Origin of the sequence: uncultured Microbacterium sp. (assembly GCF_945952435.1) — a bacterium.
In the GTDB taxonomy this organism is placed as follows: Bacteria; Actinomycetota; Actinomycetes; order Actinomycetales; family Microbacteriaceae; genus Microbacterium.
On the sequence record NZ_CAMFHZ010000015.1, the window covers coordinates 1 to 24577 of the forward strand.

At 71.3% G+C, this 24577-nt stretch carries 26 protein-coding genes; 13 read left to right on the forward strand and 13 right to left on the reverse strand.

Annotation, left to right across the window (positions count from 1 at the left end; translation table 11 throughout):
• Positions 1 to 305: 305 nt before the first annotated feature.
• Together Q0P88_RS09280 and Q0P88_RS09285 are read right to left on the reverse strand one after the other, a co-directional pair.
• Positions 306 to 950 carry a PadR family transcriptional regulator gene (locus tag Q0P88_RS09280; RefSeq protein ID WP_295013394.1) on the reverse strand — a complete coding sequence of 215 codons (645 nt, stop codon included), beginning with the start codon at positions 948 to 950 and terminating at the stop codon, positions 306 to 308.
• Positions 947 to 1798, reverse strand: a complete 852-nt coding sequence (locus Q0P88_RS09285) for a DUF4097 family beta strand repeat-containing protein (protein WP_295013396.1) — start codon at positions 1796 to 1798, stop codon at positions 947 to 949. Before Q0P88_RS09285 ends, Q0P88_RS09280 begins: the two co-directional genes overlap by 4 nt.
• A 209-nt stretch (positions 1799 to 2007) precedes the next feature.
• Between Q0P88_RS09285 and Q0P88_RS09290 the strand changes: the two genes are divergently transcribed.
• Positions 2008 to 2832, forward strand: a complete 825-nt coding sequence (locus tag Q0P88_RS09290) for a MerR family transcriptional regulator (protein ID WP_295013398.1) — start codon at positions 2008 to 2010, stop codon at positions 2830 to 2832.
• Here the strand turns inward: Q0P88_RS09290 and Q0P88_RS09295 are convergent.
• Positions 2790 to 3731 (reverse strand): alkaline phosphatase family protein, encoded by a 942-nt coding sequence (locus Q0P88_RS09295; RefSeq protein WP_295013400.1) that lies wholly within the window; start codon positions 3729 to 3731, stop codon positions 2790 to 2792. The genes Q0P88_RS09290 and Q0P88_RS09295 overlap by 43 nt on opposite strands.
• A gap of 259 nt (positions 3732 to 3990) precedes the next feature.
• Here Q0P88_RS09295 and Q0P88_RS09300 point away from each other — a divergent pair, with 259 nt between their 5' ends.
• From Q0P88_RS09300 to Q0P88_RS09325, 6 genes are all read left to right on the forward strand, one after another.
• Positions 3991 to 5259: a sugar ABC transporter substrate-binding protein gene (locus Q0P88_RS09300; protein ID WP_295013402.1), complete on the forward strand. Its 1269-nt coding sequence runs from the start codon at positions 3991 to 3993 to the stop codon at positions 5257 to 5259.
• A gap of 1 nt (position 5260) precedes the next feature.
• Positions 5261 to 6229: a carbohydrate ABC transporter permease gene (locus Q0P88_RS09305; protein WP_295013404.1), complete on the forward strand. Its 969-nt coding sequence runs from the start codon at positions 5261 to 5263 to the stop codon at positions 6227 to 6229.
• Positions 6222 to 7106, forward strand: coding sequence for a carbohydrate ABC transporter permease (locus tag Q0P88_RS09310; protein WP_295013405.1), 885 nt, complete (start codon positions 6222 to 6224; stop codon positions 7104 to 7106). The genes Q0P88_RS09305 and Q0P88_RS09310 overlap by 8 nt, the downstream gene beginning before the upstream one ends.
• 2 nt (positions 7107 to 7108) lie before the next feature.
• Positions 7109 to 8206: a LacI family DNA-binding transcriptional regulator gene (locus Q0P88_RS09315; RefSeq protein WP_295013407.1), complete on the forward strand. Its 1098-nt coding sequence runs from the start codon at positions 7109 to 7111 to the stop codon at positions 8204 to 8206.
• A 59-nt stretch (positions 8207 to 8265) separates the two neighbouring features.
• Complete coding sequence (locus Q0P88_RS09320; RefSeq protein ID WP_295013409.1) at positions 8266 to 9441, forward strand: Gfo/Idh/MocA family protein; 1176 nt, start codon at positions 8266 to 8268, stop codon at positions 9439 to 9441.
• A gap of 71 nt (positions 9442 to 9512) precedes the next feature.
• A complete protein-coding gene (locus Q0P88_RS09325; protein ID WP_295013412.1) occupies positions 9513 to 10925 on the forward strand; it encodes an FAD-dependent oxidoreductase in 1413 nt (470 codons plus the stop codon).
• Here the strand turns inward: Q0P88_RS09325 and Q0P88_RS09330 are convergent.
• Positions 10917 to 11582, reverse strand: coding sequence for a Pr6Pr family membrane protein (locus Q0P88_RS09330; RefSeq protein WP_295013535.1), 666 nt, complete (start codon positions 11580 to 11582; stop codon positions 10917 to 10919). The two genes, Q0P88_RS09325 and Q0P88_RS09330, sit on opposite strands and share 9 nt — an antisense overlap.
• Positions 11583 to 11722: 140 nt before the next feature.
• Between Q0P88_RS09330 and Q0P88_RS09335 the strand changes: the two genes are divergently transcribed.
• From Q0P88_RS09335 to Q0P88_RS09350, 4 genes are all read left to right on the forward strand, one after another.
• Positions 11723 to 12130, forward strand: a complete 408-nt coding sequence (locus Q0P88_RS09335) for a CrcB family protein (RefSeq protein WP_295013413.1) — start codon at positions 11723 to 11725, stop codon at positions 12128 to 12130.
• The gene (locus Q0P88_RS09340; protein ID WP_295013415.1) at positions 12127 to 12492 is read left to right on the forward strand and encodes a CrcB family protein; all 366 of its coding nucleotides are present in this window, start codon (positions 12127 to 12129) and stop codon (positions 12490 to 12492) included. The genes Q0P88_RS09335 and Q0P88_RS09340 overlap by 4 nt, the downstream gene beginning before the upstream one ends.
• A 94-nt stretch (positions 12493 to 12586) precedes the next feature.
• Entirely contained in the window at positions 12587 to 13189 is a 603-nt protein-coding gene (locus Q0P88_RS09345; protein ID WP_295013417.1) for a TetR/AcrR family transcriptional regulator, read from the forward strand.
• A 4-nt stretch (positions 13190 to 13193) separates the two neighbouring features.
• The gene (locus Q0P88_RS09350) at positions 13194 to 16556 is read left to right on the forward strand and encodes an efflux RND transporter permease subunit (RefSeq protein WP_295013419.1); all 3363 of its coding nucleotides are present in this window, start codon (positions 13194 to 13196) and stop codon (positions 16554 to 16556) included.
• Between the two features lie 12 nt (positions 16557 to 16568).
• On the opposite strand, the gene Q0P88_RS09355 is transcribed toward Q0P88_RS09350, so the two are convergent.
• The 4 genes from Q0P88_RS09355 to Q0P88_RS09370 are packed head-to-tail and all read right to left on the reverse strand — an operon-like array spanning position 16569 to position 18350.
• Positions 16569 to 17108, reverse strand: coding sequence for a YaeQ family protein (locus Q0P88_RS09355; protein WP_295013421.1), 540 nt, complete (start codon positions 17106 to 17108; stop codon positions 16569 to 16571).
• Between the two features lie 46 nt (positions 17109 to 17154).
• Entirely contained in the window at positions 17155 to 17628 is a 474-nt protein-coding gene (locus tag Q0P88_RS09360; protein WP_295013423.1) for a molybdenum cofactor biosynthesis protein B, read from the reverse strand.
• Positions 17625 to 18053, reverse strand: coding sequence for a cyclic pyranopterin monophosphate synthase MoaC (gene moaC, locus Q0P88_RS09365; RefSeq protein ID WP_295013537.1), 429 nt, complete (start codon positions 18051 to 18053; stop codon positions 17625 to 17627). The genes Q0P88_RS09360 and moaC overlap by 4 nt, the downstream gene beginning before the upstream one ends.
• Positions 18054 to 18107: 54 nt before the next feature.
• Positions 18108 to 18350, reverse strand: a complete 243-nt coding sequence (locus tag Q0P88_RS09370; RefSeq protein ID WP_295013425.1) for a MoaD/ThiS family protein — start codon at positions 18348 to 18350, stop codon at positions 18108 to 18110.
• A 101-nt stretch (positions 18351 to 18451) separates the two neighbouring features.
• Here Q0P88_RS09370 and Q0P88_RS09375 point away from each other — a divergent pair, with 101 nt between their 5' ends.
• Both Q0P88_RS09375 and Q0P88_RS09380 read left to right on the forward strand, forming a co-directional pair.
• Entirely contained in the window at positions 18452 to 19639 is a 1188-nt protein-coding gene (locus Q0P88_RS09375) for a ThiF family adenylyltransferase (protein WP_295013427.1), read from the forward strand.
• Complete coding sequence (locus Q0P88_RS09380; protein ID WP_295013429.1) at positions 19636 to 20043, forward strand: molybdenum cofactor biosynthesis protein MoaE; 408 nt, start codon at positions 19636 to 19638, stop codon at positions 20041 to 20043. Before Q0P88_RS09375 ends, Q0P88_RS09380 begins: the two co-directional genes overlap by 4 nt.
• Before the next feature lie 57 nt (positions 20044 to 20100).
• Here the strand turns inward: Q0P88_RS09380 and moaA are convergent, their stop codons facing one another.
• The 5 genes from moaA to Q0P88_RS09405 form a co-directional block, all read right to left on the reverse strand.
• Entirely contained in the window at positions 20101 to 21177 is a 1077-nt protein-coding gene (moaA, locus tag Q0P88_RS09385; RefSeq protein WP_295013431.1) for a GTP 3',8-cyclase MoaA, read from the reverse strand.
• A gap of 69 nt (positions 21178 to 21246) precedes the next feature.
• On the reverse strand, positions 21247 to 22368 hold the full coding sequence (locus Q0P88_RS09390; RefSeq protein ID WP_295013433.1) for a sulfate/molybdate ABC transporter ATP-binding protein: 1122 nt from the start codon (positions 22366 to 22368) through the stop codon (positions 21247 to 21249).
• Positions 22365 to 23177, reverse strand: a complete 813-nt coding sequence (locus tag Q0P88_RS09395) for an ABC transporter permease (protein WP_295013435.1) — start codon at positions 23175 to 23177, stop codon at positions 22365 to 22367. Before Q0P88_RS09395 ends, Q0P88_RS09390 begins: the two co-directional genes overlap by 4 nt.
• A gap of 28 nt (positions 23178 to 23205) precedes the next feature.
• Complete coding sequence (modA, locus tag Q0P88_RS09400; RefSeq protein WP_295013437.1) at positions 23206 to 24015, reverse strand: molybdate ABC transporter substrate-binding protein; 810 nt, start codon at positions 24013 to 24015, stop codon at positions 23206 to 23208.
• Complete coding sequence (locus Q0P88_RS09405) at positions 24012 to 24416, reverse strand: molybdopterin-binding protein (RefSeq protein ID WP_295013439.1); 405 nt, start codon at positions 24414 to 24416, stop codon at positions 24012 to 24014. The genes modA and Q0P88_RS09405 overlap by 4 nt, the downstream gene beginning before the upstream one ends.
• Between the last annotated feature and the right edge of the window lie 161 nt (positions 24417 to 24577).

Here is a 24577-nt window from a genome sequence, read left to right on the forward strand (position 1 = left end):
CGTCCTCGGGTGGTGCGTTTTCGGGGTCGTTGAGCGAGCGCAGCGAGACGAAACGGGGTCTCCGGGGTGGGGGCGTTTCGTCTCCGTCGCCGGTGGCGTCGTCGCTCAACGCCCCCGGTTTGGTAGTGCGCTTTGGGGGTCGTTGAGCGAGCGCAGCGAGACGAAACGCGGTCTCCGAGATGGGGGGCGTTTCGTCTCCGTCGCCTGCGGCGTCGTCGCTCAACGACCCCCGGGTGGTGCGCTTTGGGGGTCGTTGAGCGAGCGCAGCGAGACGAAACGCGGTGTCCCCGGCGGGAGGGCGTCGCTCAGCGACCGCCGGAGGGAAGGGTGGACAGGGCGGCGGTCACAGCGTGGGCCGCGGCGTCCAGGGCGTCGTCGAGCTGACTGACGACCGTGCCGGGGAGCGCGCCGCCGCGGGCGACGTGCGTGCGCAGATCCGTGCGGACGCGGGCGCGGAACGCGTTGATCGACGCGTCGGCGCGGCGAAGCTCCTCGCGGCTCGCGATCCGCTCGTCCGCACGGGACGAGGCCTCCCGGGAGGACGACGAAGCCGAGGCGGAGTGCTCCTCGCGCGCGGCGGCGGCGAGGTCGGCCCGCAGGCTCTTCATCGCCTCCTGCACGCTCTGGCGCACCTCGTTCGCGATGAGCCGGACGGAGTCGTTCAGTCCCGCCTCGATCGTGTGCAGATCCCCCTCGCGGGCGGAGAGCTCGGCCCGGCCGGCGTCGGTGATCGCGTAGATCGTGGTCCGGCCGTCGGCCGTCTTGGTGACGAGGCCCTCCTCCTCCAGCTTCGCGAGGCGAGGGTAGATCGTGCCGGCGCTCGGGGTGTAGGTGCCTCCCGTGCGATCCGTCAGCGCCTGGATGATGCCGTAGCCGTGCTGCGGCGACTCCGCCAGCAGCGCGAGCAGGTACAGGCGCAGATCGCCGTGGGAGAAGACCGCGGGGCTCACAGCAGGTCCTCGCCGTCCGCCGTGAAGGACACCGGTGCCTCGGCCGCGTCGCGGCGCAGCACCGTGATGTCGCCGGAGACCGTGTTCACCCGGACATCCGCGAAGGATCCCGCCAGCTCGCCGCGCGAGCCGGTGAAGTTGGACGGCCCGGAGTTGCCGCGCGGCACCCCGTCGATCACGACACGGCCGCTGAGCGTGCGGGTGACGTAGTTCGAGGCGAGATCCTCGTCGAGGCGGACGGTCGCGTCGCCGGACACGCTGTTCAGCGCGACGGTGTTGACCGCGCCCGTGGCGTCGATGAGCATGGCGCCCGAGACGCTGTCGATCGTCGCCTTGCGCACCTGGCCGGTGAGGGCGACGGCGCCGGAGACCGTGTTGGCCGTCGCCGCGCCGTTCAGCCCGCGGACGTGGACGTCGCCGGAGACGGTGTTGAGCGTGAGGTCGCCGGCGTGGGTGTCGACGATCAGATCGCCCGAGACGGTGTTCAGCCGCGCGTCCTCGGTGAGCCCGGAGACGAGCGCGCCGGCGCTGACGACGCCGAGGTTCAGGGCGATGTCGCGGGGCACCGCCACGCTGATCTCGGCCTTGGGGCCACCGGCGCCGAAGTTGCGGAACACCTCGAGGAAGTTGTCCCAGCCGATCTGCGGGTGATCGATCTCGATCTGAGTCCCGTCGGATTCGATCCGCAGATCCTTGACGGTCACGTTGTGCACCTCGATCCGGATGCCCGGTTCGTCGTGCGCGATCACGTCGACCTGGCCGCCGACCAGTCCGATCTTGAGCTTCGACGCGCGCTCGATGTCGATCACGCGCTCCTGCCCGGGGGCGATGAGCCACTTCTCGGTCATGTCTGTTCTCCTGTGGATGAGGATGAGGATGAGGATGAGGATGAGGATGAGGATCCCGATCTCAGATCGAGATATATCGTGAATAAGAGCATAACACGATATATCTCGAAGCTGTCAAGGGGTGATTCCGTGCGCGTCGCGAATCCTGCTTGACCTTGCCGCGACGTCAACTTCTACCGTGGAGTCAGGAGCACGAGAGGAGGTCCGGGATGAGCGGACGGGACTGGTCGATCCAGGACATCGCACGCCTCGCCGGCACGACGAGCCGGACGCTGCGCCACTACGACGAGATCGGTCTGCTGCCGCCGACGAGGATCGCGGCCAACGGCTACCGGCACTACGACGCGGAGGCGCTCGTGCGCCTGCAGCGCATCCTGCTGCTGCGCGAGCTCGGCCTGGGGCTTGCGGCCATCGCCGAGCTGCTCGGAGCGGATCAGAGCGGCGACGCCTCGGCGGCTTCCGCGCTCGAGACGCATCTCGGTCTGCTCCGCGCGGAACAGACCAGGCTGGCGCGGCAGATCGCGTCGGTCCAGAACACCATCGCATCACTGAGGAAAGGAGGAGCCCTCATGCCCGAGAGCATGTTCGACGGCTTCGATCACACGAGGTATAAGGACGAGGTCGAGACCCGCTGGGGGACCGAGGCCTACGCGGACGGCGACCGCTGGTGGCGGGAGCTGTCGGAGGACGACAGGGCCGCGTGGAAGCAGCGCGTCGTCGACCTCGGCGCCGCCTGGATCGCGCTCGCCGAGGACGGGGCGGATCCCGCGTCGGCCGAGGCGCAGGACGTCGCGCGCCGTCACGTCGCGTGGCTCACCGGCGTCCCCGGGACGCCCGCACACGATCCGGGCGCCGATCGACGGGCCTACGTCACCGGTCTCGCCGAGATGTACGTGGCGGACCCCCGCTTCGGCGCGAACTACGCCACCGCCGCCGACCGCGAGAACGGCACGACGACGGGCGCGATATTCGTCCGCGACGCGCTGCGGATCTACGCGGAGGCGAACCTCTCGGACGCCGTCGCCGGCCGCTGAGTCGGTGTCGGCCCCGCCGCCGCGCCGAACGGTCGGCCGGGCAGCGTGGGGTCCGCCGGCAGGCCCAGCGCCGCGAGGGCCTGCGGGAGCACGTCGGCGTGATCGACGAGCGGCGCGGTTCCCACCGGATGCGGGGCGATCCCCGGACCCGCGGCGGCGATCCAGGCGAGGCGCTCCTCGTCGGAGTCGCCGCCGTGGTGCCCGGCGTCGAGATGTCCGTGATCTGTCGCCACGACGACGGTCCACTCCTCCTGGGACCGCGTGGGCCGGGCGGCGATCGCGGCCAGCAGGACCCCGAGCTGTTCGTCGCACGCCTCGATCGCGGCCCGGTAGCGGTCCGTGACGCCCTCGGCGTGACCCACCATGTCCGGCAGCACCGCGTACGCGAAGACGACCGCGTGGTCGCGGTCGAGCAGTTCGCGGGCCGCGCGGTTCATGACCGCGTCGTCCATCGCGGCGATGAGCTCGAGCGATCCGGTGTCCTCCGTGCCGGGAGGCAGCGCGGGGCGGTAGCCGCCGGGCGCGAAGACCGGGCCTCCCGCGACCTCCTCGACGAGCGGGGCCCAGGACGCGGCGGCGAAGGTCGTCGATCCCGGCAGAGCGGCGCGCACGCGCGTCAACAGATCGGGGTGGGCGGCGAAGGCGTTGCCGCGGAAGTCGTTGTCGTGCACGCCGTGGCGGTCGCGGTAGACCCCGGTCGCGAGGGTCGACCACACGGGCCCCGAGATCGTCGGGTTCTTCTCGTGCACCCGCACGGTCGCGAAGAATCCTCGCGCGGCGAGCGCGTCCAGGTGCGGCGTGTGCACGGCCCGCACCACGTCGTCGCGGACGCCGTCCCAGCCCATGATGAGCACGTGCGGGCGAAGATCGCGGTGGGGGGCGGAGGGCGAGGCGGACATCCGCCCAGCGTAGGGGAGCGCACGGCGAGGAAAGAGGCGGGAACGCGCGTCGAACGCGAAGGGGCTCGCCGAGCACTTGCGCCCGCGTACATGATCGCCTAATCTCACCTATTAATCGGTTAGCTAATCGATTAACATCCCTCACAGACAGCGTCACGGCACGGTCCCTCCTCGCGAATCGTCGCCTCTCCCGACGCGCCCCGATCCGGGCGGAACACCCGTCTCGGCCCGCAGCACCAGGATCCAAAGGAGGATCAGGATGATTCGACGCAGACTCACCAGAACGGCGGCGCTCCTCGCCGTCACGGCCGCGGCCGCCGCGGGCCTCGCCGCGTGCAGCTCGGGCGGGGCGGAAGCCGACTCCGGCCCGGTCACCCTCACCTACGGGATCTGGGACGCGACGCAGAAGCCGACGATGCAGAAGATCGCCGATGCATTCACGCGGACGCACAAGAACGTGACGATCGACATCCAGGTGACGCCGTACAAGGAGTACTTCACCAAGCTGCAGACCGCGGTCTCGGGCGGTTCCGCCCCCGACGCGTTCTGGATGAACGGCCCGAACTTCCAGCTGTACGCCTCGAACGGCGTGATCGCGCCGCTTGACGACACCGGGATCAAGACCGCGGACTATCCGAAGGGGCTCGTCGACCTCTACACCTTCGACGGGAAGCTCTACGGCGCCCCGAAGGACTTCGACACGATCGCCGTCTGGTACAACAAGACCCTCTTCGACGCGGCCGGCGTGGCCTATCCGAAGGCGGGCTGGACCTGGGACGACATGAAGGCGACCGCGGCCAAGCTCACCGATCCCGCCAAGGGGCAGTACGGCATCGCCGCCGCACAGTTCAACCAGGAGAACTATTACGACTCGATCGCCCAGGCGGGCGGCCAGGTCATCAACGCGGCGGGCACCAAGACGGGATACGGCTCCCCAGAGGCGCTCGCCGGCATCACGCTGTGGACCGACCTCATCGCGGCGGGGTCTTCGCCGACGGCGCAGCAGATGACCGACACGGCGCCCACCGACATGTTCCTGAGCGGTAAGGTCGCGATGCTGCAGAACGGCTCCTGGGCCGCGCACACCTATGCGGACAACGCGGACGTCGCCGACAAGGTGGACGTGGCGCCGCTGCCCGCGGGGAAGGCGGGCAACCAGAGCGTGATCCACGGACTCGCCAACGTCGCGAACGCGAAGAGCAAACACCTCGACCTGGCCCGGCAGTTCGCCGCCTTCGCGAGCGGCTCGGAGGCGGCCGGTCTGCAGGCCGACGCCGGAATCGTGATCCCCGCGCTCTCGGGGACGCAGGACGCCTGGGTGAAGGCGCTCCCGCAGTACCACCTGCAGGTCTACATCGACGCGCTGAAGACGGCGGTGCCGTACCCGGTATCGAAGAACACCGCCGCGTGGAACGCCGTCGAGGACGAGCAGCTGTCGCAGGTCTGGGCGGGGAGCGTGACCCCGGAGGCCGGGCTGAAGACGCTGGCCTCCCGGATGCAGGAGCTCCTCGACAAGGAGAAGAAGTGAGATGACCGAGGCGATCGCTGCACGCGAGATCGCGCCGGCCGCCGTGCCGGACCGGGGGCTCGCGGCCCCCGGTTCCGGCCGCCGCCGGCGGCGCGGCCCGCATCAGTCCGGCTGGTGGGCGCTGCTCTTCGTGGGCCCCACGGCGCTCGGCATGGCCGTGTTCTACCTGTGGCCGACGGTGCGCACGTTCCTCATGTCGTTCACCGAGACCGGCCCGTTCGGCGGTTCCCAGTTCGTCGGACTCGCCAACTACGCCCGGCTGTTCCAGGACCCCGAGCTCCTCGGCGCGCTCCGCAACACGGCGATCTACACGGTCATCGCGCTCGTCGGCATCCCGATCGCCATCGCGATCGCCGCGCTGCTGAACACGGCGGGACTCAAGGGGCGCAGCGCCTACCGCACGCTCTACTTCATCCCCGTCGTCACGATGCCCGCGGCCATCGCGCTCGTGTGGCGCATGATCTTCAACGGCGACTTCGGGGTGCTCAACCAGTTCCTCGCCGTGTTCGGCATCCGGGGCACGTCCTGGCTGACGGATCCGCACACGGCGCTCGTCGCGATCGCCGTCGTCGGCATCTGGGCGGGGCTGGGCACGAACGTCGTCATCTTCCTCGCCGGGCTCCAGGGCATCCCGGACACGATCATGGAGGCCGCGGACCTGGACGGCGCCGGTCCGATCCGCAAGTTCTTCTCGATCACCATCCCGATGCTCAGCCCGACGATCTTCTTCGTCAGCGTGATCGGCGTGATCGGCGCGCTGCAGGTGTTCGACCTCGTCTACATGATGCTCGGGCGCAACAACCCCGCGATGCCGAACACCCGCACGATCGTCTACCTCTTCTATCAGGCGGGCTTCATCGACCACGAGCAGGGCTACGCGGCGGCGATCGCCTTCCTGCTCCTGGTGATCATCCTCGTGCTGACCGTCGTGCAGTTCCGGCTGCAGAAGAAGTGGGTCCACTATGAGTGACACGATCCCCGCCGACACCCGCGCCTTCGCCGGCGTGCCGGACGCTCCCCGGCGGCGTCCCCTCAACCGCGGCCTGCTCGCCGTGCACATCGTGCTGATCCTCGGCGCCGTGCTCATGGTCTTCCCCTTCGTGTGGCAGACCCTCACCGCGTTCAAGACGTTCCAGGCCTCCGTGCAGGTGCCGCCGACGATCCTGCCCTCGCCCTGGGTATGGACCAACTTCGGCAAGGTCTTCGACTCGATGCCGTTCGCGCAGATGTTCCTCAACTCCGTGCTGCTCACGATCGGCCGCACGCTCGGCCAAGTGGTGCTGTGCACGATGGCCGGCTATGCGTTCGCGCGCATGCCGTTCCGCGGACGCAACGCCCTGTTCGTGGTGTTCCTGTCCGTGCTGATGGTGCCGTCGCAGCTCTACCTGCTGCCGCAGTACGAGATCGTCCAGTCGCTCGGCTGGCTGAACTCGCTGCAGGCGCTCGTCGTCCCCGGCATCTTCAGCGCGTTCGGCACGTTCCTCATGCGCCAGTTCTTCATGTCGCTTCCCGCCGAGCTGGAGGAGGCCGCGCGGATCGACGGGGCGAACCCGTGGCAGGTCTTCTGGAAGGTCATGCTGCCGCTCGCGAAGCCGGGGATCGTGGCACTCGCCGTCTTCACCGTGCTGTGGTCGTGGAACGATCTGCTCTGGCCGCTCGTGGTGACCACCGATCCCGAGAAGATGCCGCTGTCGGTCGGCCTGTCCCAGCTCGTCGGCCTGCACGGCACGGATTATCCTGTGCTGATGGCCGGAGCGCTGCTGGCGACGCTCCCGATGCTGATCACGTTCATGATCCTGCAGCGCCAGTTCATCCAGGGCATCGCCTTCTCCGGGACGAAGGGCTGACCATGGAATCCGCATCCGTTCCCGAGCCGGTGGACGAGGTCGTCGCGGGCGAGAGCGCCTCGTCCGCGAGCAGTCCGCGTCGCGCCACGCTGCGCGCCGTGGCCGAGGCCGCGGGCGTGTCCACCGCCACCGCGTCCTACGTGTTCTCCGGACGGCGGGGTCCGGGCGCCGGGGTCTCTCCTGGCACCGCCCGCCGCGTGCACGAGGCGGCGGCGCGCCTCCACTACCGGCCCAACCGGGCGGCGCAGGCGATCCGCACGGGCCGCACCGAGATGGTCCAGCTCTCGCTCTACATGCTCAGCGACCCGTGGGCGCTCGCGGTCGCGGAGGCGGTGAACGAGGCCGCCAACAGGCACGGCCTCACCACCCTGATCCTCGCCGACGGGGACTGGCATGCCGCGCTCGAACGGGTCGAGAGCGACGTCGCGTACCTCGACAGGATCGAGGACGACGCCGAGACCCGGCGCAAGCTGCAGAGCCTGGTCGGGCGCGGGCAGCGCCTGGTCGTCTTCTCGGAGACGCTCGAGGCCGACGGCTTCGACGTGATCCGCTCGCTGTCGCTGCCCGGCTGCGAGCTCGCGATGGACGCGCTCCTCGAACGCCACACGGAGATCGGCTGCCTCGCCGCCCAGAGCGCCGTGGACGCCAGCGCCACCCAGCGCACCCGCTACTCCGTCTACCGGGAGAAGCTCGCCGCCGCCGGACTGCCGTATCGTCCCGAGCACGAGGCCTTCTTCGCGGGGACGCAGGCGACCGCCTTCACCGCCGCGGTGGAGCTCCTGTCGCGCCCGAAGCGTCCCAGCGCGATCTACGCGACGACCGACTTCGCGGGCATCGCGGCCATCAACGCCGCGCACATGCTCGGCCTGCGCGTGCCGCACGACGTCGCCGTGATCGGTGTCGGCAACACTCCGGACGCGCATCTCATCGCCCCGACGCTCACGACGGTCGGCCCCACCGACTTCTACGAGCGGCAGGCGCAGATCATCGTCGGCCGTGCGGTGCAGGAGCAGCCGGATCCGCCGCGCATGCACGAGTTCCCGTGGTCACTCTTCCCCGGCGGATCCACCGACCTCGACGCCCCGCCGGCGCGCGCATGACGTCCCCCTCCGCCCTCCACCGCCTACCATCACCCCTCGACAGCAAGGAGCAGGACCGCGTGGATCTGCGTATCGGAATCATCGGCTTCGGCGCGCGCGCGTCCCTGCGCACGGAGGCGCATCGCCCCGGCGAAGGGTCCCGCATCGTCGCGGTCTGCGATCCCTCCGAACGCGCCAGGCAGGAGGCGCGCGCGTTCGCGCCCGACGCCCTCGTGACGGACTCCCTCGACGAGCTGCTCGCCGCGGACCTCGACGCGGTGATGGTGCTGACGCCGGACGACACGCACGCCGCGATCTCGATCCGTGCCCTGGAGGCCGGTGTCGCGGTGTTCTGCGAGAAGCCGCTCGCGATCGATCTCGCCGACGCCGATCGGATGCTCGAGACCGCGCGGCGCACGGGCACCCGCCTCTACATCGGCCACAACATGCGGCACATGCCGGTCATCACGCTCATGCGCCGGCTCATCGAGGACGGTCGCATCGGCGAGGTCAAGGCCGTGTGGGTGCGCCACTTCGTCGGTCACGGCGGCGACTACTACTTCAAGGACTGGCACGCCGACCGGCGCCGCACCACGGGTCTGCTGCTGCAGAAGGGCGCGCACGACATCGACATCATCCACTGGCTCGCCGGCGGATACAGCGCGCGCGTGGCGGCGATGGGCGCGCTCACCGTCTACGGGGAGAACGAGGATCGGCGGGACCGCGTCGGCGAGCGGATGCCGGACTGGTTCAGCGTCGACAACTGGCCGCCCGCGTCGCTGACCGGGCTGAACCCCGTGATCGACGTCGAGGACGTGTCGATGGTCACGATGACGCTCGACAACGGCGTGCTCGCGTCCTACCAGCAGTGCCACTTCACGCCCGACTACTGGCGCAACTACACGGTGATCGGCACCGCGGGACGCATCGAGAACATCGGCGACAGCGCCGGCGGCGAGGTGCGCCTGTGGGACCGTCGTCACCGCGGATTCGCGGAGGCCGACGAGGTCTTCCCGATCCCGGAGGTCCCCGACGCCGGGCACGACGGCGCCGACGCCCTGCTCATCGCCGAGTTCCTCCGTTTCGTGCGCGACGGCGGGCCGACCGAGACCTCCCCGGTCGCGGCGAGGGAGGCGGTGGCGGCGGGGATCCTCGCGACCGCCTCGCTGCGGGGCGACGGATCCGCGATCGAGGTGCCCCCGCTGAGCGAGGACCTGATCGGCTACTTCGCGCGAGGGCAGGTCGACGCGGACTGAACGCGCTCCGGCCGATGCGGGCGCTCTCCGCGTGGGCGAGGCACGGGGCGGCGGGATAGGCTGACAGCACGATGGGCATCACGCGGCGAACCCTGCTCGTCGGCGCCGGAGCCGGTGCCGTCGCGGTCGTCCTCGCCGCGTGCACGCCCCAGCCGTCGCCCACCACGAGTCCCACGGCGACCCGTCCTCCGCGACCACGGCCGACGCTCGCCCCCGGCGCCGCGCCGGAGCCCGCGGCGTGGGTCCGCAGCGCCTGGTCGACGGATCCCTACGCCCGCGGGGCGATGAGCTACCTGCCGGCGGGGGCGACGCCCCGGCTGCGCGAAGACCTCTCCTCCGCGCTCGCGCAGCGCGTGTTCTTCGCCGGGGAGGCCACCGACCCCGACCGCCCGGGGACCGTGCCCGGCGCGGTCGATTCCGGGCGCCGCGCCGCCGCGGAGGTCGTCGCGGCTTCCTCGAGCGAGGAGCGGATCGCGGTGATCGGCGCGGGTGCCGCGGGCGCCGCGGCCGCGCGGGCCCTCTCCGACGCCGGACGCACGGTCACCGTCTTCGAGGCGAGAGAACGCACCGGCGGCCGGATCCGGTCGATCTCGGGCAAGGACTGGCCGTTCACGGTCCAGCTCGGCGCGTGGCTCTCCCCGACCGAGGACGCCGGCACGCTCGGCGGGACCCTCGCCGCCGAAGGCATCCACCGGATCGGCTTCGACGCGGCGACCGGCTGGTCGAAGGACGGCGCCGCCCCGACCGTGGACGGCGGTCCGCTGAAGGCCGCGCTCGAGCGCGCCGCGAACGCGGCGTCCGACGTCCCCGTCGACGAAGCGCTCACCGCGGCCGGCGCGAACCCCGAGGATCCGGCACTGGCCGCCGCGCTCGCCTGGGTTCAGGCGACCACGGGGGCCGACACCGCGAAGGCATCGAGCTGGTACCCGCCGTCGTTCCTCCCCGATGCGCTCTTCGGTGCGGACGGAGATCTCTCGGTGCTCGTGGACGACGCGCTCGACGGCGTCAAGGTCGCTCTGGCCTCCCCGGTCTCCCGCGTCGCGTACGACGACTCGGGGGTCAGCCTGCGGCTGGGCACGGGGGAGGCGCAGTCCTTCGACCGGGTCGTCGTCACGGCACCGCTCGGTGTGCTGCAACGGCAGGGCATCGAGTTCTCGCCCGCGCTGCCGTTCGCGCAGCGGGGCGCGATCGCGGGTCTCGCCTCGGGCTTCGTGGAGACCGTGTGGGCGCGCTTCGACGAGGCGTTCTGGAAGGCCGACGCCGACATCTGGCACGTCGTCGGAGGGGACGGACCGATCCGCACCTGGCTCAACCTGCGGCCGGTCACCGGTCATCCCGTGCTCGTCGGGCTCGTGGGAGGACCGGATGCGGAGGCCTTCGCCAAGCTCGGCGACGACCAGGCCCTCCTCGGGGTGCGGGAATCGCTGCGGTTCTTCGTCGCGGAGACCCCCTCCCCGTCGCCGACGCCCACGCCGTCACACTGAGCCGGGGGCGGCGCGGGATCCGGGGGTGGCGCCGGATCCGGCGGTGACGTGCAGCCGGCTCAGCGCGACGAGGCCTGCCGCGACGAGGGCGAAGATCGCCAGCGCGGTCGCGCACGCGACGACGGTCTCGCCCGGCCCCGACACCTGACGCGGGTCGAAGAAGTAGTACGGGTACCAGCCGACGATCCTTCCGCGCCAGATGGTGAACACGCCCCAGACGACCGGGTAGGCGAGCACGACCGGCAGGATCCGCCACGGCGCCGCGCGACGGCCGGGTCCGAACACCCAGGCGACGATCGTCCAGGCAGGCAGAACCCAGTGCAACACGACGTCAGACCAGGGCACCCAGATCGGCACCCCGTGCACCCCGGCCTGCCACACGATGAGTCCGAAGGCGAGGCCCGCGGTGATCGTCCAGCTGAGCACCACGGCGCGCGCGGCCGTCAGCCACGGCGGATCCTCCGCGCGGCGCAGCGCGACCATCCCTGCGACGATGGCGAGCGCTGCGAAGGCGATGTTCGACTGGATCGTGAGGTAGGCGAAGAAGTTCTGGCCGGCGATGGTCTGCGAGCCGAGACCCCAGAACAGCCGGTGCACGAGGGCGGCGGCGCACACGGCCGCGGTGAGGAGGCGCGACCAGCCGAAGGCGATCCTCATCCTCACGCGGGCATCGTCCTCCTCCGCCGGCTCCCGGCGGCCACGATTCGGGCGACCGCCCCGCCCGAGTCTACGGAACGCGTCCGGGAGCAGGCTCCGCGCTCGCGGACGAGGACGGACGCGGGCATAGGCTGAGAGCCGTGTCCTCCCCCGTCCCGCTGCGTCTCGGTCTCGTCGTGGCCGGCGGCGTGATCGGCACGGCGGCGCGGATCGGCCTCGGCCTCGCCCTGCCCGCCACGAGCGGATCGGGCTGGGGAGCCGTGCCCTGGTCCACGCTCCTCGCCAACGTCGGGGGCGCGTTCCTCATCGGGGTGCTCGCCGCCCGGCTGCCGGGATCGAGCGCACGGCGGATCTTCCTCGGCACCGGGGTGCTCGGAGGGTTCACCACCTACAGCTCGTTCATGGTCGGCACGATCACGCTGTGGGGAGCAGCCCCGGTGCTCGCGGTCGGCTACGCGATCGGCAGCCTCGTGCTGGGGATCGGCGCGGCGGCTCTGGGACTCGATCTGGCGCGCCCGCGGGGCGCGCGTCGGGGGGAGGGCGGATGAGTCCGATCCTGTTCGTCTGCGCCGCGCTCGCCGGAGGGATCGGCGCGGGCCTGCGCTACCTGGTCGATCTCCTCGTCGCCCGGCTGGTCGGCACCCGCTATCCCTGGGGCGTGCTCGTGATCAACCTCACCGGTTCCTTCGCGCTCGGCCTCGTGACCGGCGGCTTCCCCGCAGCGGTCCTCATCGTGGGGGCGGGGCTCCTCGGCGGGTACACGACCTTCAGCACCGCGATGCTCGATACCGTGGCGCTGCGACGGGACGGGGCGTCCAGGGCGGCGGCCTTCAACGCGGTCGGGATGCTGCTCCTCGGCCTTCTCGCCGCGGGGGCGGGGCTCGCGCTCGGCGCCGCGCTCGCCCGTTGAGCAGAGCAGCGGATGACGGATTCCCCGTCGCTCTCAGGTCGTTCTACACTCGACTCTGTACAGATGTACAGAGGGACGGCCGAGAGGGGACGGCATGGCACAGGCACGACGCCGCAGCGATCCCGCGGCGCGCCGTCGTGCGATCGTGAGCGCCGCCGCCGAGCTCATCACGGAGGTCGGCGTCGACGCCGTCACGCATCGCATGATCGCCGGGCGCGCCGACGTGCCGCTCGGGGCGACGACCCAGTACTTCGACACCCTCGACGACCTGCGGGCCGAGGCCCTCGCCGAGCTCGCTCGGGAGATCGACGCACGCACGGGCGAGGTCAAAGCGGTCCTCGACGCCGAGGGCGTGACGCCCGCCGTGCTCACCCGGCTGCTGGTGGAGGGGCTCGCCGACGCCGGCGCCGTGCACGCCGACCGTGCGGTCGTCACCGCGGCGGTGCACGACCCGCGCGTCCGCGCGCTCGCCCGCCTGTGGTCGGACCGGCTCGTCGAGTTCCTCACCCCCTCGTACGGCGCGACCCGCGCGAGGGCCGCCGCGGCGTTCATCGACGGGCTGCTCTGGGCGACGCTCATCGGCGAGGCCGCACCCTCCCGCGCCACGATCGAGACCGGTCTGACCGGGATCCTCGTGATCGAATCCGCCCACTCCGCCTCCGTGCCATCACCGACCACCCGCCGATCGGGAGACTGAAACCGTGTCGAAGCTCGCCGTCCTGAGCCTGCGCAACCGCGCGCTCATCGCCCTCATCACGATCGTCGCCGCCGTCTTCGGCGGCCTCGCGCTGACCAATCTCAAGCAGGAGCTCATCCCCTCGATCGAGTTCCCGCAGCTCGCCGTCGTCGCGAGCTACCCCGGCGCCTCGCCCGAGGTCGTGGAGCACGACGTCTCGACGCCGATCGAGACCGCGATCCAGGGTGTTCCGGGTCTCGACACCTCCACCGCCACGAGCACGACGAACTCCTCGGTCATCCAGGCGTCGTTCGCGTACGGGACGAATCTCGCCACCGCCGAGCAGAAGATCACGCAGGCGATCGGGCGCATCTCCTCGCAGCTCCCCGACGGGGTGGATCCGCAGGTCATCAGCGCCAGCATCGACGACCTCCCCGTGATCCAGGTGGCCGTGACCGGCTTCGACGACGCCGCGCTCGCCCAGCAGCGCATCACCTCGACGATCATCCCGAAGATCGAGAGGCAGGCGGGCGTCAACGCCGCCTCGCTCGTCGGCGGTCAGGGCAAGCGGGTGACGATCGTGCCGGATCAGACCGCGCTGCTCAAGGCCGGCGCCGCGAGCACGGCGATCAAGGACGCCCTGCAGCAGAACGGGACGCTCTTCCCCGGCGGCACGATCACCGAGGGCGACAAGACCCTCACGGTGCAGACGGGCGACAAGCTCACCAGCGTCGAGCAGATCCAGGCGATCCCGCTCGTCGGCGCGGCGCCGGGCACCACGATCGGATCCGTCGCGAGCGTGAAGCTCGACGGCGATCCCGTCACCTCGATCTCGCGCGTCGACGGCAAGCCCGCTCTGACGATCGCGGTCACCAAGCTCCCGTCCGCCAACACGGTCGACGTGTCGAAGGCCGTCACCGCGCTGCTGCCGCAGCTCAAGAGCGACCTGCCCGGCGCGACGTTCACGACGGTGTTCGACCAGGCGCCGTTCATCCAGCAGTCGATCGACTCGCTCGCGGAGGAGGGTCTGCTCGGACTCGGCTTCGCCGTCCTGATCATCCTCGTCTTCCTGCTGTCCGTGCGCTCCACGCTTGTGACCGCGATCTCGATCCCGACGAGCGTGCTCATCACGTTCATCGGGATCCAGGCGTTCGGCTACTCGCTGAACATCCTCACGCTCGGCGCCCTCACGATCGCGATCGGCCGCGTCGTGGACGACTCGATCGTCGTGATCGAGAACATCAAACGGCACTATGTGGGCGACGCCGACAAGAAGGCGTCGATCCTGCTCGCGGTGCGGGAGGTCGCGACGGCGGTCACCGCGTCGACCATCACGACCGTCGCCGTGTTCCTGCCGATCGCGTTCGTCGGGGACGTCACCGGGGAGCTGTTCCGCCCGTTCGCGCTGACGGTCACCATCGCGATGCTGGCGTCCCTGTTCGTGGCGCTCACCATCGTCCCCGTGCTGGCGTACTGGTTCCTGCGCCCGGGCAAGCCGCTCCACGACGCCGAGGGACGCGTGATCGACCCCGAGCATCCCGGCGCTCCGCCGTCGCGGCTGCAGAAGGCGTACATCCCGATCCTCGGCTGGACGCTCCGGCACTCCTGGATCACGCTCGTCCTCGCCGTCCTCGTGCTCGTCGGCACGGGCGCCGCCGCACCGCTCATGAAGGTGAACTTCCTCGGATCCAGCGGGCAGAACACCTTCAGCATGACCCAGACGCTCGGCTCCTCCCCGAGCCTCGACGCGGAGGACGCCGCCGCGCAGAAGGTCGAGGAGGCGATCAAGGACATCCACGGCATCAAGACCGTGCAGGTCTCGATCGGGTCGAGCGGATCCGCCCTCCGCGACGCGTTCTCGGGCGGAGGCTCCGGCATCACGTACTCGATCACCACCGACCCCGCGGCGGATCAGGACGCGATCCAGGCCGACGTGCGCGCGGCCGTGAAGAAGCTCACCGACGTCGGCGACATCACGATCGCCGCCTCGGAGGGCTTCGGATCCAGCGACATCGAGGTCAAGGTCACCGCCCCGGACGACAAGACGCTGCGCACCGCGTCCGACGCGCTCGTGGCCAAGCTCGAGGGCCGCAAGGGCGTCAGCCAGGTCACGAGCAACCTCGCCGCCTCGCTGCCGTACATCGCGGTGCAGGTGGACCGGGATGCCGCGGCGCAGGCGGGCCTCAGCGAGGTCGCCGTCGGCGGGATCGTGTCGCAGGCCCAGCGGCCGCAGCAGGTCGGCACGGTCGAGATCGACGGTTCCTCGCTGACCGTCTATCTGCAGGCCGCGAACCCGCCGGCCACGATCGACGAGCTCAAGGCGCTGCAGATCCCCTCTCGCACCGGGCTCCTCCGCCTCGACCAGATCGCCACGGTCGCCCAGAGCGAGAGCCCCGCGTCGATCACGACGCAGCGCGGCCAGCGCACCGCCACCGTGTCCGTCACCCCGGAGGGCAACGACCTGGCCACGGCGTCGGCCACCGTGAGCGCGGCGATCAAGGACGCGAAACTGCCGGCCGGCGCGGACGCCTCCCTCGGCGGCGTCGTCACGCAGCAGCAGGACTCGTTCGGCCAGCTCGGCCTGGCGATGCTCGCCGCGATCCTCATCGTCTACATCGTCATGGTCGCGACGTTCAAGTCCCTGCGCCAGCCGATCCTGCTGCTGAGCTCTGTGCCGTTCGCGGCGACCGGCGCGATCCTGCTGCAGATCGCGACAGGCGTCCCGCTCGGCGTCGCCTCGCTCATCGGCGTGCTCATGCTCATCGGCATCGTCGTGACGAATGCCATCGTGCTCGTCGATCTCGTGAACCAGTACCGCGAGAAGGGCATGAGCGCGCACGACGCGACCATCGCCGGTGGATCGCGGCGTCTGCGTCCGATCCTGATGACCGCGCTCGCGACGATCTTCGCGCTCACCCCGATGGCCCTGGGCGTCACCGGACACGGCGGGTTCATATCGCAGCCGCTCGCGATCGTCGTGATCGGCGGCCTGGTGTCCTCGACCGTGCTGACACTGCTCGTGCTGCCGACGCTCTACAACCTCGTCGAGGGGGCGAAGGAGCGCCGCGCAGCCCGGCGGGCGGCGCGCGGGGGAGACACCGGCTCCGCGGACGGCGGTGGCGACGGCCCGGACCCGGCCGGTCCCGGCGGCGGAGGGTCGGGGGAGGAAGCGTCGCCGCACCCTGGTGCGCCCGCTTCGGACGCCGAGGCGGCGCACGCCGCCGGTGCGGACGGCGCCGGCACGGAGCCCGGCGTGCCCGCGGGGTCGCCGGAGCCGTCCACCTCGACGTCTCAGTTGTCGGCGATCGCCGCGGCGTACGCCGGCGGGACGGAAGCCCCTGGCCATCACCCGACCCGCCGGGAGCTGCGGGAGCACGGCGGCGCCTGAGCGCTCGGCGGATCAGCCCGGGACGTGCTCGTGCACGGCCGTGCTGAGCGCCGTGCCGTTGAGGTCGAGGTAGAGCGTGCCCTCGGTGACCGTCATCGTGACCGCGTTCCGGCGTGCGATCAGCGCCACGGCGGCGTCGATGAAGCCCGAGTCGAAACTGTGCAGGCGAAGGTGCTCGGCGCGATGGATGCGCTTGCCCTGCCACGCCGCCATGACCTTCGCGGGGTCGCGGTGCGTGTACACGACCGTGCGTTCCGCGAGGCGGCTGCCGTGGTGCAGACGCTCCGCATCGGGCGCGCCGACCTCGATCCAGGCGACGAGGCGCCCGGTGAGATCGCGGACCACGACGGCGGGCTCCTCGGTCGAGGAGAGTCCTTCGCCGAAGGCGATCCCCTCGGCGAATTCGAGGCCGTACGCGAGGACGCGCGTGAGCATGTACGCGTCGGTCTCGGAGGGGTGCCGCGCCACGCGCAGCGCGTAGTCCTCGTAGACGCCGCGGTCGGTGTCCGCCAGCTGCACGTCGAACGTGTGGATCGTCGCCCCGGTTGCCATCGCAGACAACTCTACGGCCCGTGCGCGGCGGCGCCCGCGGCGGACCTCAGTGTCCGGCGGTGCCCGCGACCTGTCCGAGCAGGTGATCGAGGATCGGATCCAGCACCGCGAGCCCGTCGCGCACGCCGCCGCGCGATCCGGGCAGGTTCATCACCACGCTGCGTCCGGCCACCCCGGCGACGCCGCGGGTGAGCAGGGCCATCGGCGTGGCCGCGAGGCCACGACGGCGCAACTCCTCGATGAGTCCTGGGAGCTCCCGGTCGAGCAGCGCGGAGGTGGCCTCGGGCGTGCGGTCGTCGGGGGAGACGCCCGTCCCTCCGGTCGTCAGGATCAGATCGGGCCCCGTCGCGAGCGCCGCCGCCAGCGCGACGGCGACCTCGGCGTCCGGGGCGACGATCGGCTCCGGCACCGCGAAGCCGCGCTCCGTCAGCCACGTGCGGATCAGCGGACCCGTCTCGTCGGCGTAGACCCCGGCGGAGGCGCGGGTGGAGACGACGAGGACCAGAGCCGAGCGGGTCATGCGATCGACCAGTCGCCGCTCTTGCCGCCCGACTTCGCGAGGACCCGGACGTCGTCGATCACCGCGTGCTTGTCGACCGCCTTGATCATGTCGTAGAGGGTCAGGGCGGCGATGCTCACGGCGGTGAGCGCCTCCATTTCGACGCCCGTGACCCCGGTCGTCACGGCGGTCGCGAGGATCCGCACGGCGTCGTGCTGGGGCTCGAAATCGATCTCGACCTTGCTCAGCGGCAGCGGGTGGCACAGGGGGATGAGGGCCGAGGTCTGCTTGGCGCCCATGATCCCGGCGATGCGTGCCGTTCCCAGCGCCTCGCCCTTGGGGAGCGAGCCGTCGGCGATCTTCGCCACGACCTCGGCGGTGGTGCGCAGCACCGCCTGCGCGGTCGCCTCCCGTCGGGTCACGGCCTTGTCGGTCACGTCGACCATGTGCGCAGTGCCATCCGCCCGCAGATGTGTCAGGTCACTCACTTCCGGCTCCTCTCAGCCGCCCGCGAAGGGCGGAAGGATGTCGACCCTGGCGCCCAGCGGGCGGGCAGGGTCGCGGCTCACGGTCCCGTCGACGAGGAAGGATCCGGAGCGCAGCACGCGCGCCATCGGGTCCCCGTAGCGGCGGATCAGCTCCGCGCGCAGAGCGTCCAGCGTCGCGGGGGCGGGGATCTCCAGGAGCTCCTCGTCGCGGCTCGCGGCGTCGGCGGCGGCCGCGAAGTATCGGACGGTGATCATCGCACCTCTCCCTCCACTGACCTTCATTCTGCGGAATCATGCCTCCGCATGTCGGAAACGTATCCATCCTGCCACGGCAATCCCGCCGTACACTCGATCCTATGATCGCGCTCGTCGAACCGGGGCAGGAGCTGACCCCCGAGCTCATCTCCCGGTACAGCCGCCAGCTGATGCTGCCCGGATTCGGAGAGGCGTCCCAGCGCCGGCTGCGGGCCGCGCGGGTGCTCGTGATCGGCGCGGGCGGGCTCGGCAGCGCCCTCGTCCCCGCGCTCGCCGGGACGGGCGTCGGCACGATCGGCGTCCTCGACGACGACACCGTCGAGCTCTCCAACCTGCCGCGGCAGCTGAGCCACGGCGTCGCCGACCTGGGGCGCGCCAAGACGGACTCGCTCGCCGAGACCGTCTCCGCGACGGATCCCTCCGTCACCGTGGTCACGCACCGGGAACGCGCCACGGCGCAGACGCTGCCCGCGCTGCTCGAGGACTACGACCTGCTCGTGGACGGCAGCGACAACTTCCCGACCCGCTACCTCGCGGACGACACGGCATCCCTGGCGGGGAAACCCCTGGTCTGGGGCTCGATCCTGCGCTTCCAGGGGCAGGTGGGCGTCTCGGTGCCCTCCGTCGGCTTCCGGGATCTCTTCCCCGTGCCGCCGCAGGCGTCCGAGGTGCTGTCCTGCGAGCTCGGCGGGGTCCTGCCGAGCCTGTGCGTCACGGTGGGATCGCTCATGGCGACCGAGGTCGTCAAACTGATCACCGGCATCGGCGATCCCCTGGTCGGACGCGTGCTCTTCTACGACGCGCTCACCGCGCGCACGCAGGAGATCGGGTATGCGCGGGCCGAGGGCACGCCCGCGGTGACCGAGCTCGTGGACTACGAGCTCTTCTGCGCGGGGCCGTCCGCCGGCGACGCCGAGGAGCTGCCGTCCGTCTCCGCCGCCGCGCTGCTCGCGGAGACCCGCGAGGGCGAGGCGCGTCTCCTGGACGTCCGTGAACCGCACGAGGTCGCCGCACGACGGATCCCCGGCGCCGCCGTGCTTCCCCTCGGCGAGCTCGAGGGCGGGGCGCCCGTCCCGCCGGAGCTCCTCGCGGCGACGGCGCCGCTCGTGGTCTACTGCGCGCAGGATCCGCGCTCGCGCCGGGCGGTGCGATTGCTGCGGGAGCGCGGTATCGACGCGGTCTACCTCGCCGGAGGGATCCGCGCGTTCGCGGAGCTCGGCGGCGAGACGATCGGCGCCGAGGCGGATGCGGAGCCGCGGGTCGAACCCGCACGAGGAGGACGAGCATGACCCTGGCCGAGATCAGCGAGGAGCCTCTCGACGAGGCCGCGATCCGCGAGGCGGTGGCCGATGCCGCGCACGGCGCGACCGTGATGTTCGCCGGGGTGGTCCGTGATCACGACGGCGGGCAGGCCGTGCGCGCGCTCGACTACCGCGCGCACCCCGATGCCGAGCGCTTCCTGCGCGAGATCGTGGACCGCGTCGCGGCCGAGACCGGGCTGCGGGTGGCGGCGTCCCACAGGGTGGGCGACCTGCGCATCGGCGACGTCGCGCTGTTCGCTGCCGCGTCGGCCGGGCACCGCAAGGAAGCCTTCGACGCGTGCGAACGGCTCGTGGAGGAGATCAAGCGAGGCGTCCCGATCTGGAAGCGCCAGCACTACGAGACCGGCGTCTCGGAGTGGGTCGGGCTCTAGACATCCGGCGTCCGCGTCCGTGCCCGGCCGCACGCCTGCCGCTCGGCGGGCGCGGACTCAGCCGCCGATGTAGCTCATCTCGACGTGCGGGCGGGCCGCGCGCAGCTCAGGTGTGAGCAGGGAGCGGATCTCCGAGTACCGGTCGTCGCGGATCCCCCAGATGCCCGCGAGCGCGGCGGAGAGCTCCGCGTCGTCCGCGCCGCCACGCAGGAGCGCGCGCAGGTCGTGGCCCTCGCTCGCGAACAGGCAGGTGAACAGGCGTCCCTCGGTCGACAGCCTGGCGCGATTGCAGGTTCCGCAGAAGGCGTTCGTGACCGAGGAGATCACCCCGACCTCGCCGCCGCCGTCGAGGTAGCGCCATCGCCGGGCGGTCTCCCCGGGCACCGAAGCAGAGATCGGTTCGAGCGGATGACGTTCGGCGATCCGTGCGACGACCTCGGCCGAGGGGACCACGTCGTCCATCGTCCAGCCGTTGGTCGCGCCGACGTCCATGTACTCGATGAAGCGCAGCGTGTGCCCCGTCCCCCGGAAGCGCTCCGCCATCGGCAGGATCTCGCCGTCGTTCAGCCCGCGCTTGACGACGGTGTTCAACTTCACCGGGAGGCCCGCGTCCTGCGCCGCGTCGATCCCGTCCAGGACGCGCTGCAGGGGGAAGTTCACGTCGTTCATCCGGCGGAACAGCGTGTCGTCGAGGGAGTCGATCGAGACCGTGACGCGGTCCAGGCCTGCGGCCTTCAGGGCGACCGCCTTGACCGCGAGGGCGGAGCCGTTGGTCGTCAGCGCGATCTCCGGCTTGGTCCCCTCGACGGTGCGCAGCGCTGCGAGCATCGCGACGAGCTCCTCGAGCCCGCGTCGCAGCAGCGGCTCGCCGCCCGTGAGACGCAGCTTGCGCACGCCGTGGCCGAGCGCGGCGCGCGCGATCCGTTCGATCTCCTCGAAGGTGAGCAGTTCATGCCGTTCGAGGAATGCATAGTCGCGACCGAAAACCTCCCGCGGCATGCAGTACACGCAGCGGAAGTTGCAGCGGTCGGTCACGGAGATCCGCAGATCGCGCAGCGGGCGCTCGCGCGCATCGCGCAGACCCGTGGAGGCGAGCCGGACCGCGCGGGTCTTCTCGGATGGCGTGAACGACATCGGCTCCTCCTCTCGAGGGGCAACGGTAGCACCGCCCGGGTGGGGGAAGCCGCGCGGAGCGGTGGTCGCTCAGGCCTCGCGCCGGATCGAGACGTCCTCCGCCGACACCCGGAAGCGCAGGCGCTGACCCGGCCTCAGGCCCAGCGCGACGGCGACGGTCGACGGGCAGTCCGCGGCGATCGCGGGGTGCTCGGCGGTGCGGATCCGGATCCCGGCTGCCGCCGGCTCCAACTCCGCGACCGTTCCCGTCCAGCCCGCGCCCGTCCAGACCGAGCCCGTCCCGGCGGTGGCGCGATCGTCGGCCTCGTCCGCGTCGGCGAGGACCCGGACGGATCCCGGGGCGAAGACGACGGTCGCGCCGGCTCCTGCGCCGATCGGATCCCCGTGACCGGCGAAGTCGATCCCGTCCGCGCGCACGGCGCCCGTTCCGCTCCCGGAGCCGGTCAGCCTGTTCACCCCGACGAGCGCGGCCACGAAGGGCGAGTGGGGGTGGCCCAGCACCTCGGCCGTCGCCGCCTGCTGCACCACGACGCCCTCCTGCAGCACGAGGGTGCGCGAGGCGAGGAGGAGGGCGTCCATCGGATCGTGGGTCACGAGCAGGATCGGGATCCGGGCGTCGTCGCGCTGCGCGGCGATCAGCCTCCGCGCCTGGGTCGCGGTCTGCGCGTCGAGCGCCGCGAACGGCTCGTCGAGCAGCAGCGCCTCGGGGGTCGATGCCAGCGCCCGGGCGATCGCGACCCTCTGCTGCTGCCCGCCGGACAGGCGCGCGGGGCGGCGCTCGGCGAGTTCCAACAGGCCGACCTCCGCGAGCCGGGCGCGCGCTGCCCGCAGTGCGTCCGTGTGCGGGACCGCCTGCGCGCGAGGGCCGAACGCAACGTTCTCCTGCACCGACAGGTGCGGGAACAGCACCGGTCGCTGTCCGAGGAGGGCGAGTCGGCGCTCGGCGGGGGCAAGGCGGATCGGGCGGCCGGCGGAACGATCGCCCGCGGGGCCCGCGCTGTCGTCGAGCACGCGATCGCCGATCGCCACCCGGCCGGTCGAGGGCAGGTTCCCCGCGATCGCGTCGAGCAGCGTGGACTTGCCGGAGCCGTTCGGACCGATCACCGCGAGGATCTCCCCGGGTCGCACCGCGAACGCCGCGGCGACGGCGAAAGCGCCGCGCTCCGTACGCAGGTCGACGGAGAGCGTCATCGCACGGCTCCCGGGCGCCATCCGCGCACGAGCACGAGGGCGGCGATCGCGACCAGGATCAGCATGAGCGACAGCGCGATCGCGGTGTCCTCCTGCACGCCGGCGCCGTTGAACGCCGTGTAGATCGCGAGCGGCATGGTGCGCGTGACGCCCGCCGCGTTGCCGGCGAACAGGGCGGTCGCGCCGAACTCGCCGAGCGCGCGGGCGAAGCACAGCACGGTCCCCGCGACCAGGCCGGGGGCGGCGAGCGGCAGCGTGATGCGCCGGAAGACGGTGAACCGGCTCGCGCCCAGCCCTGCGGCCACCCGTTCGTGCTCGGTGCCGATCGCGCGCAGCGCGCCCTCGATCGAGATCACCAGGAAGGGGAGGGCCACGAAGGCCTGCGCGATCACGACGGCCGTGGTGGTGAACGGGATCCGGATGCCGAGGACGGCGAGCGCACCGCCGAACAGGCCGTTGCGGCCGAGGAGCGAAAGCAGGGCGATCCCGCCGACGAGCGGCGGCAGCACGAGCGGCAGCGTGGTGAGCGTGCGCAGCACGGCGGCGAGACCGCTCGGGCTGCGCGCGATGAGGACGGCCAGAGGCACTCCGAGCACGGCGCAGATCGCGGTCGCGATCGTCGCGGTGATCAGGGAGAGGCCCAGGGCCTGCACGGCCTCGGGCGAGGTGACGGCTGCGGGGACCGTCGCCCAGTCGAGTCGGACGATCAGGGCGACGAACGGCAGCACCAGCAAGAGCACCGCGACACCTGCCGGGATCAGCAGCCATGCCGGAAGGCGCCCGCGGATCCCGGTCCCGGCGATCGTCACGATGCCTCTGCGATACGGCGTTCGATGGTCACTTGGCGCCGAACCCGAAGTCCTTCAGGATCTTCTGCCCGGCGTCCGAGCGCACGAACGTCACGAACGCCTCGGCGGCCTTCGGGTTCGGCGCCCCCTTGAGCACCGTGATCGGGTACGAGTTCACCGCCTTGTCCGCGGTGGGGATCGTGATCCCTGTGATCGCGGACCCGGCCGCCTTCACATCGGTGGTGTAGACGAGGCCGGCGTTCGCGTCTCCGGACTTGACCTTGGTGAGCACCGCCGTCACGTTCTGCTCCTCGCTCACGGGCGTGACGGTCACTCCTGCGTCGTCGAGGAGCGTCTTCGCCGCGTTGCCACAGGGGACGGCCGGGGCGCAGAGGACGACTTTGAGAGCCGGGTCGCTCAGCGACTCCAGCCCCGTGACCTTGTGCGGATTGCCCGGCTCGACCGCGATCTGCAGCGCGTTCGTCGTGAAGACGGGGGCATCCCCGGCCATGCCCGCCTGGGCGACCTTGTCCATGTTCTTGGTGTCCGCGGAGGCGAACACGTCGACCGGCGCGCCGGCGATGATCTGCGTGGCGAGGGTCGAGGATCCGTCGTACGTGATCGGCTTGACCGTCACGCCCGGGTTCTCCGCGGAGAACGCGTCGGAGATCTTCGCGAAGGCGCCGCTGAGCGACGCGGCAGCGTACACCGTCAACTCGCCGGTCGCGCTGCTCGTCGCCGTCGCGGACGGCGTGGACGAGGCCGTGCTCGGCGCGGTCGCCGTGCCGGAACAACCGCTGAGCACCAGGGCGGCGGCAAGCGCCGCGGTCGTGAGTGCGGGGAGGCGGAGTCGGTTCATCGAGAGTCGGTCCTCTCGGCTTCGATGATCATCATGGTGGCTTTGGTGACGGCGACGGCCTTCGATCCGACCTCGAGCGCCAGCTCCTGAGCGGCCTCCGCGGACATCAGGGAGACGATGCGGTGCGGACCGCTCTGCACCTCGACCTGGGCCATGAGCCCCTCGATCCGCACGGCGGTCACGAGTCCGACGAAGCGGTTGCGGGCACTGCGCAGGATCTCGTCCTCGCCGGGATCGGCGGCGATCGCCTGAGCGCGCTCGGCGAGCTCCGTCCCGGGCACGACCTGGTGCCCCGAGTCGTCGCGGGAGAGGGTCAAGATCCCTTCCGCGGCCCAGCGGCGGATGGTGTCGTCGCTGACGCCCAGCAAACTCGCTGCCTCCCGGATCCGAAAATGCGTCATGAGAGAGACCATAGCGCCGTGAATGCGGTTTGCAAACTCGGAATACCGAATGATGGAATATGTGTTCCGAAAAGTCCTCGACACGTCCACGCCATCGTTGTTACAGTCGTCCCAACCCGGCGCCGCACCCTCGGCCCCGGCGCACATCACCAACATCGAGC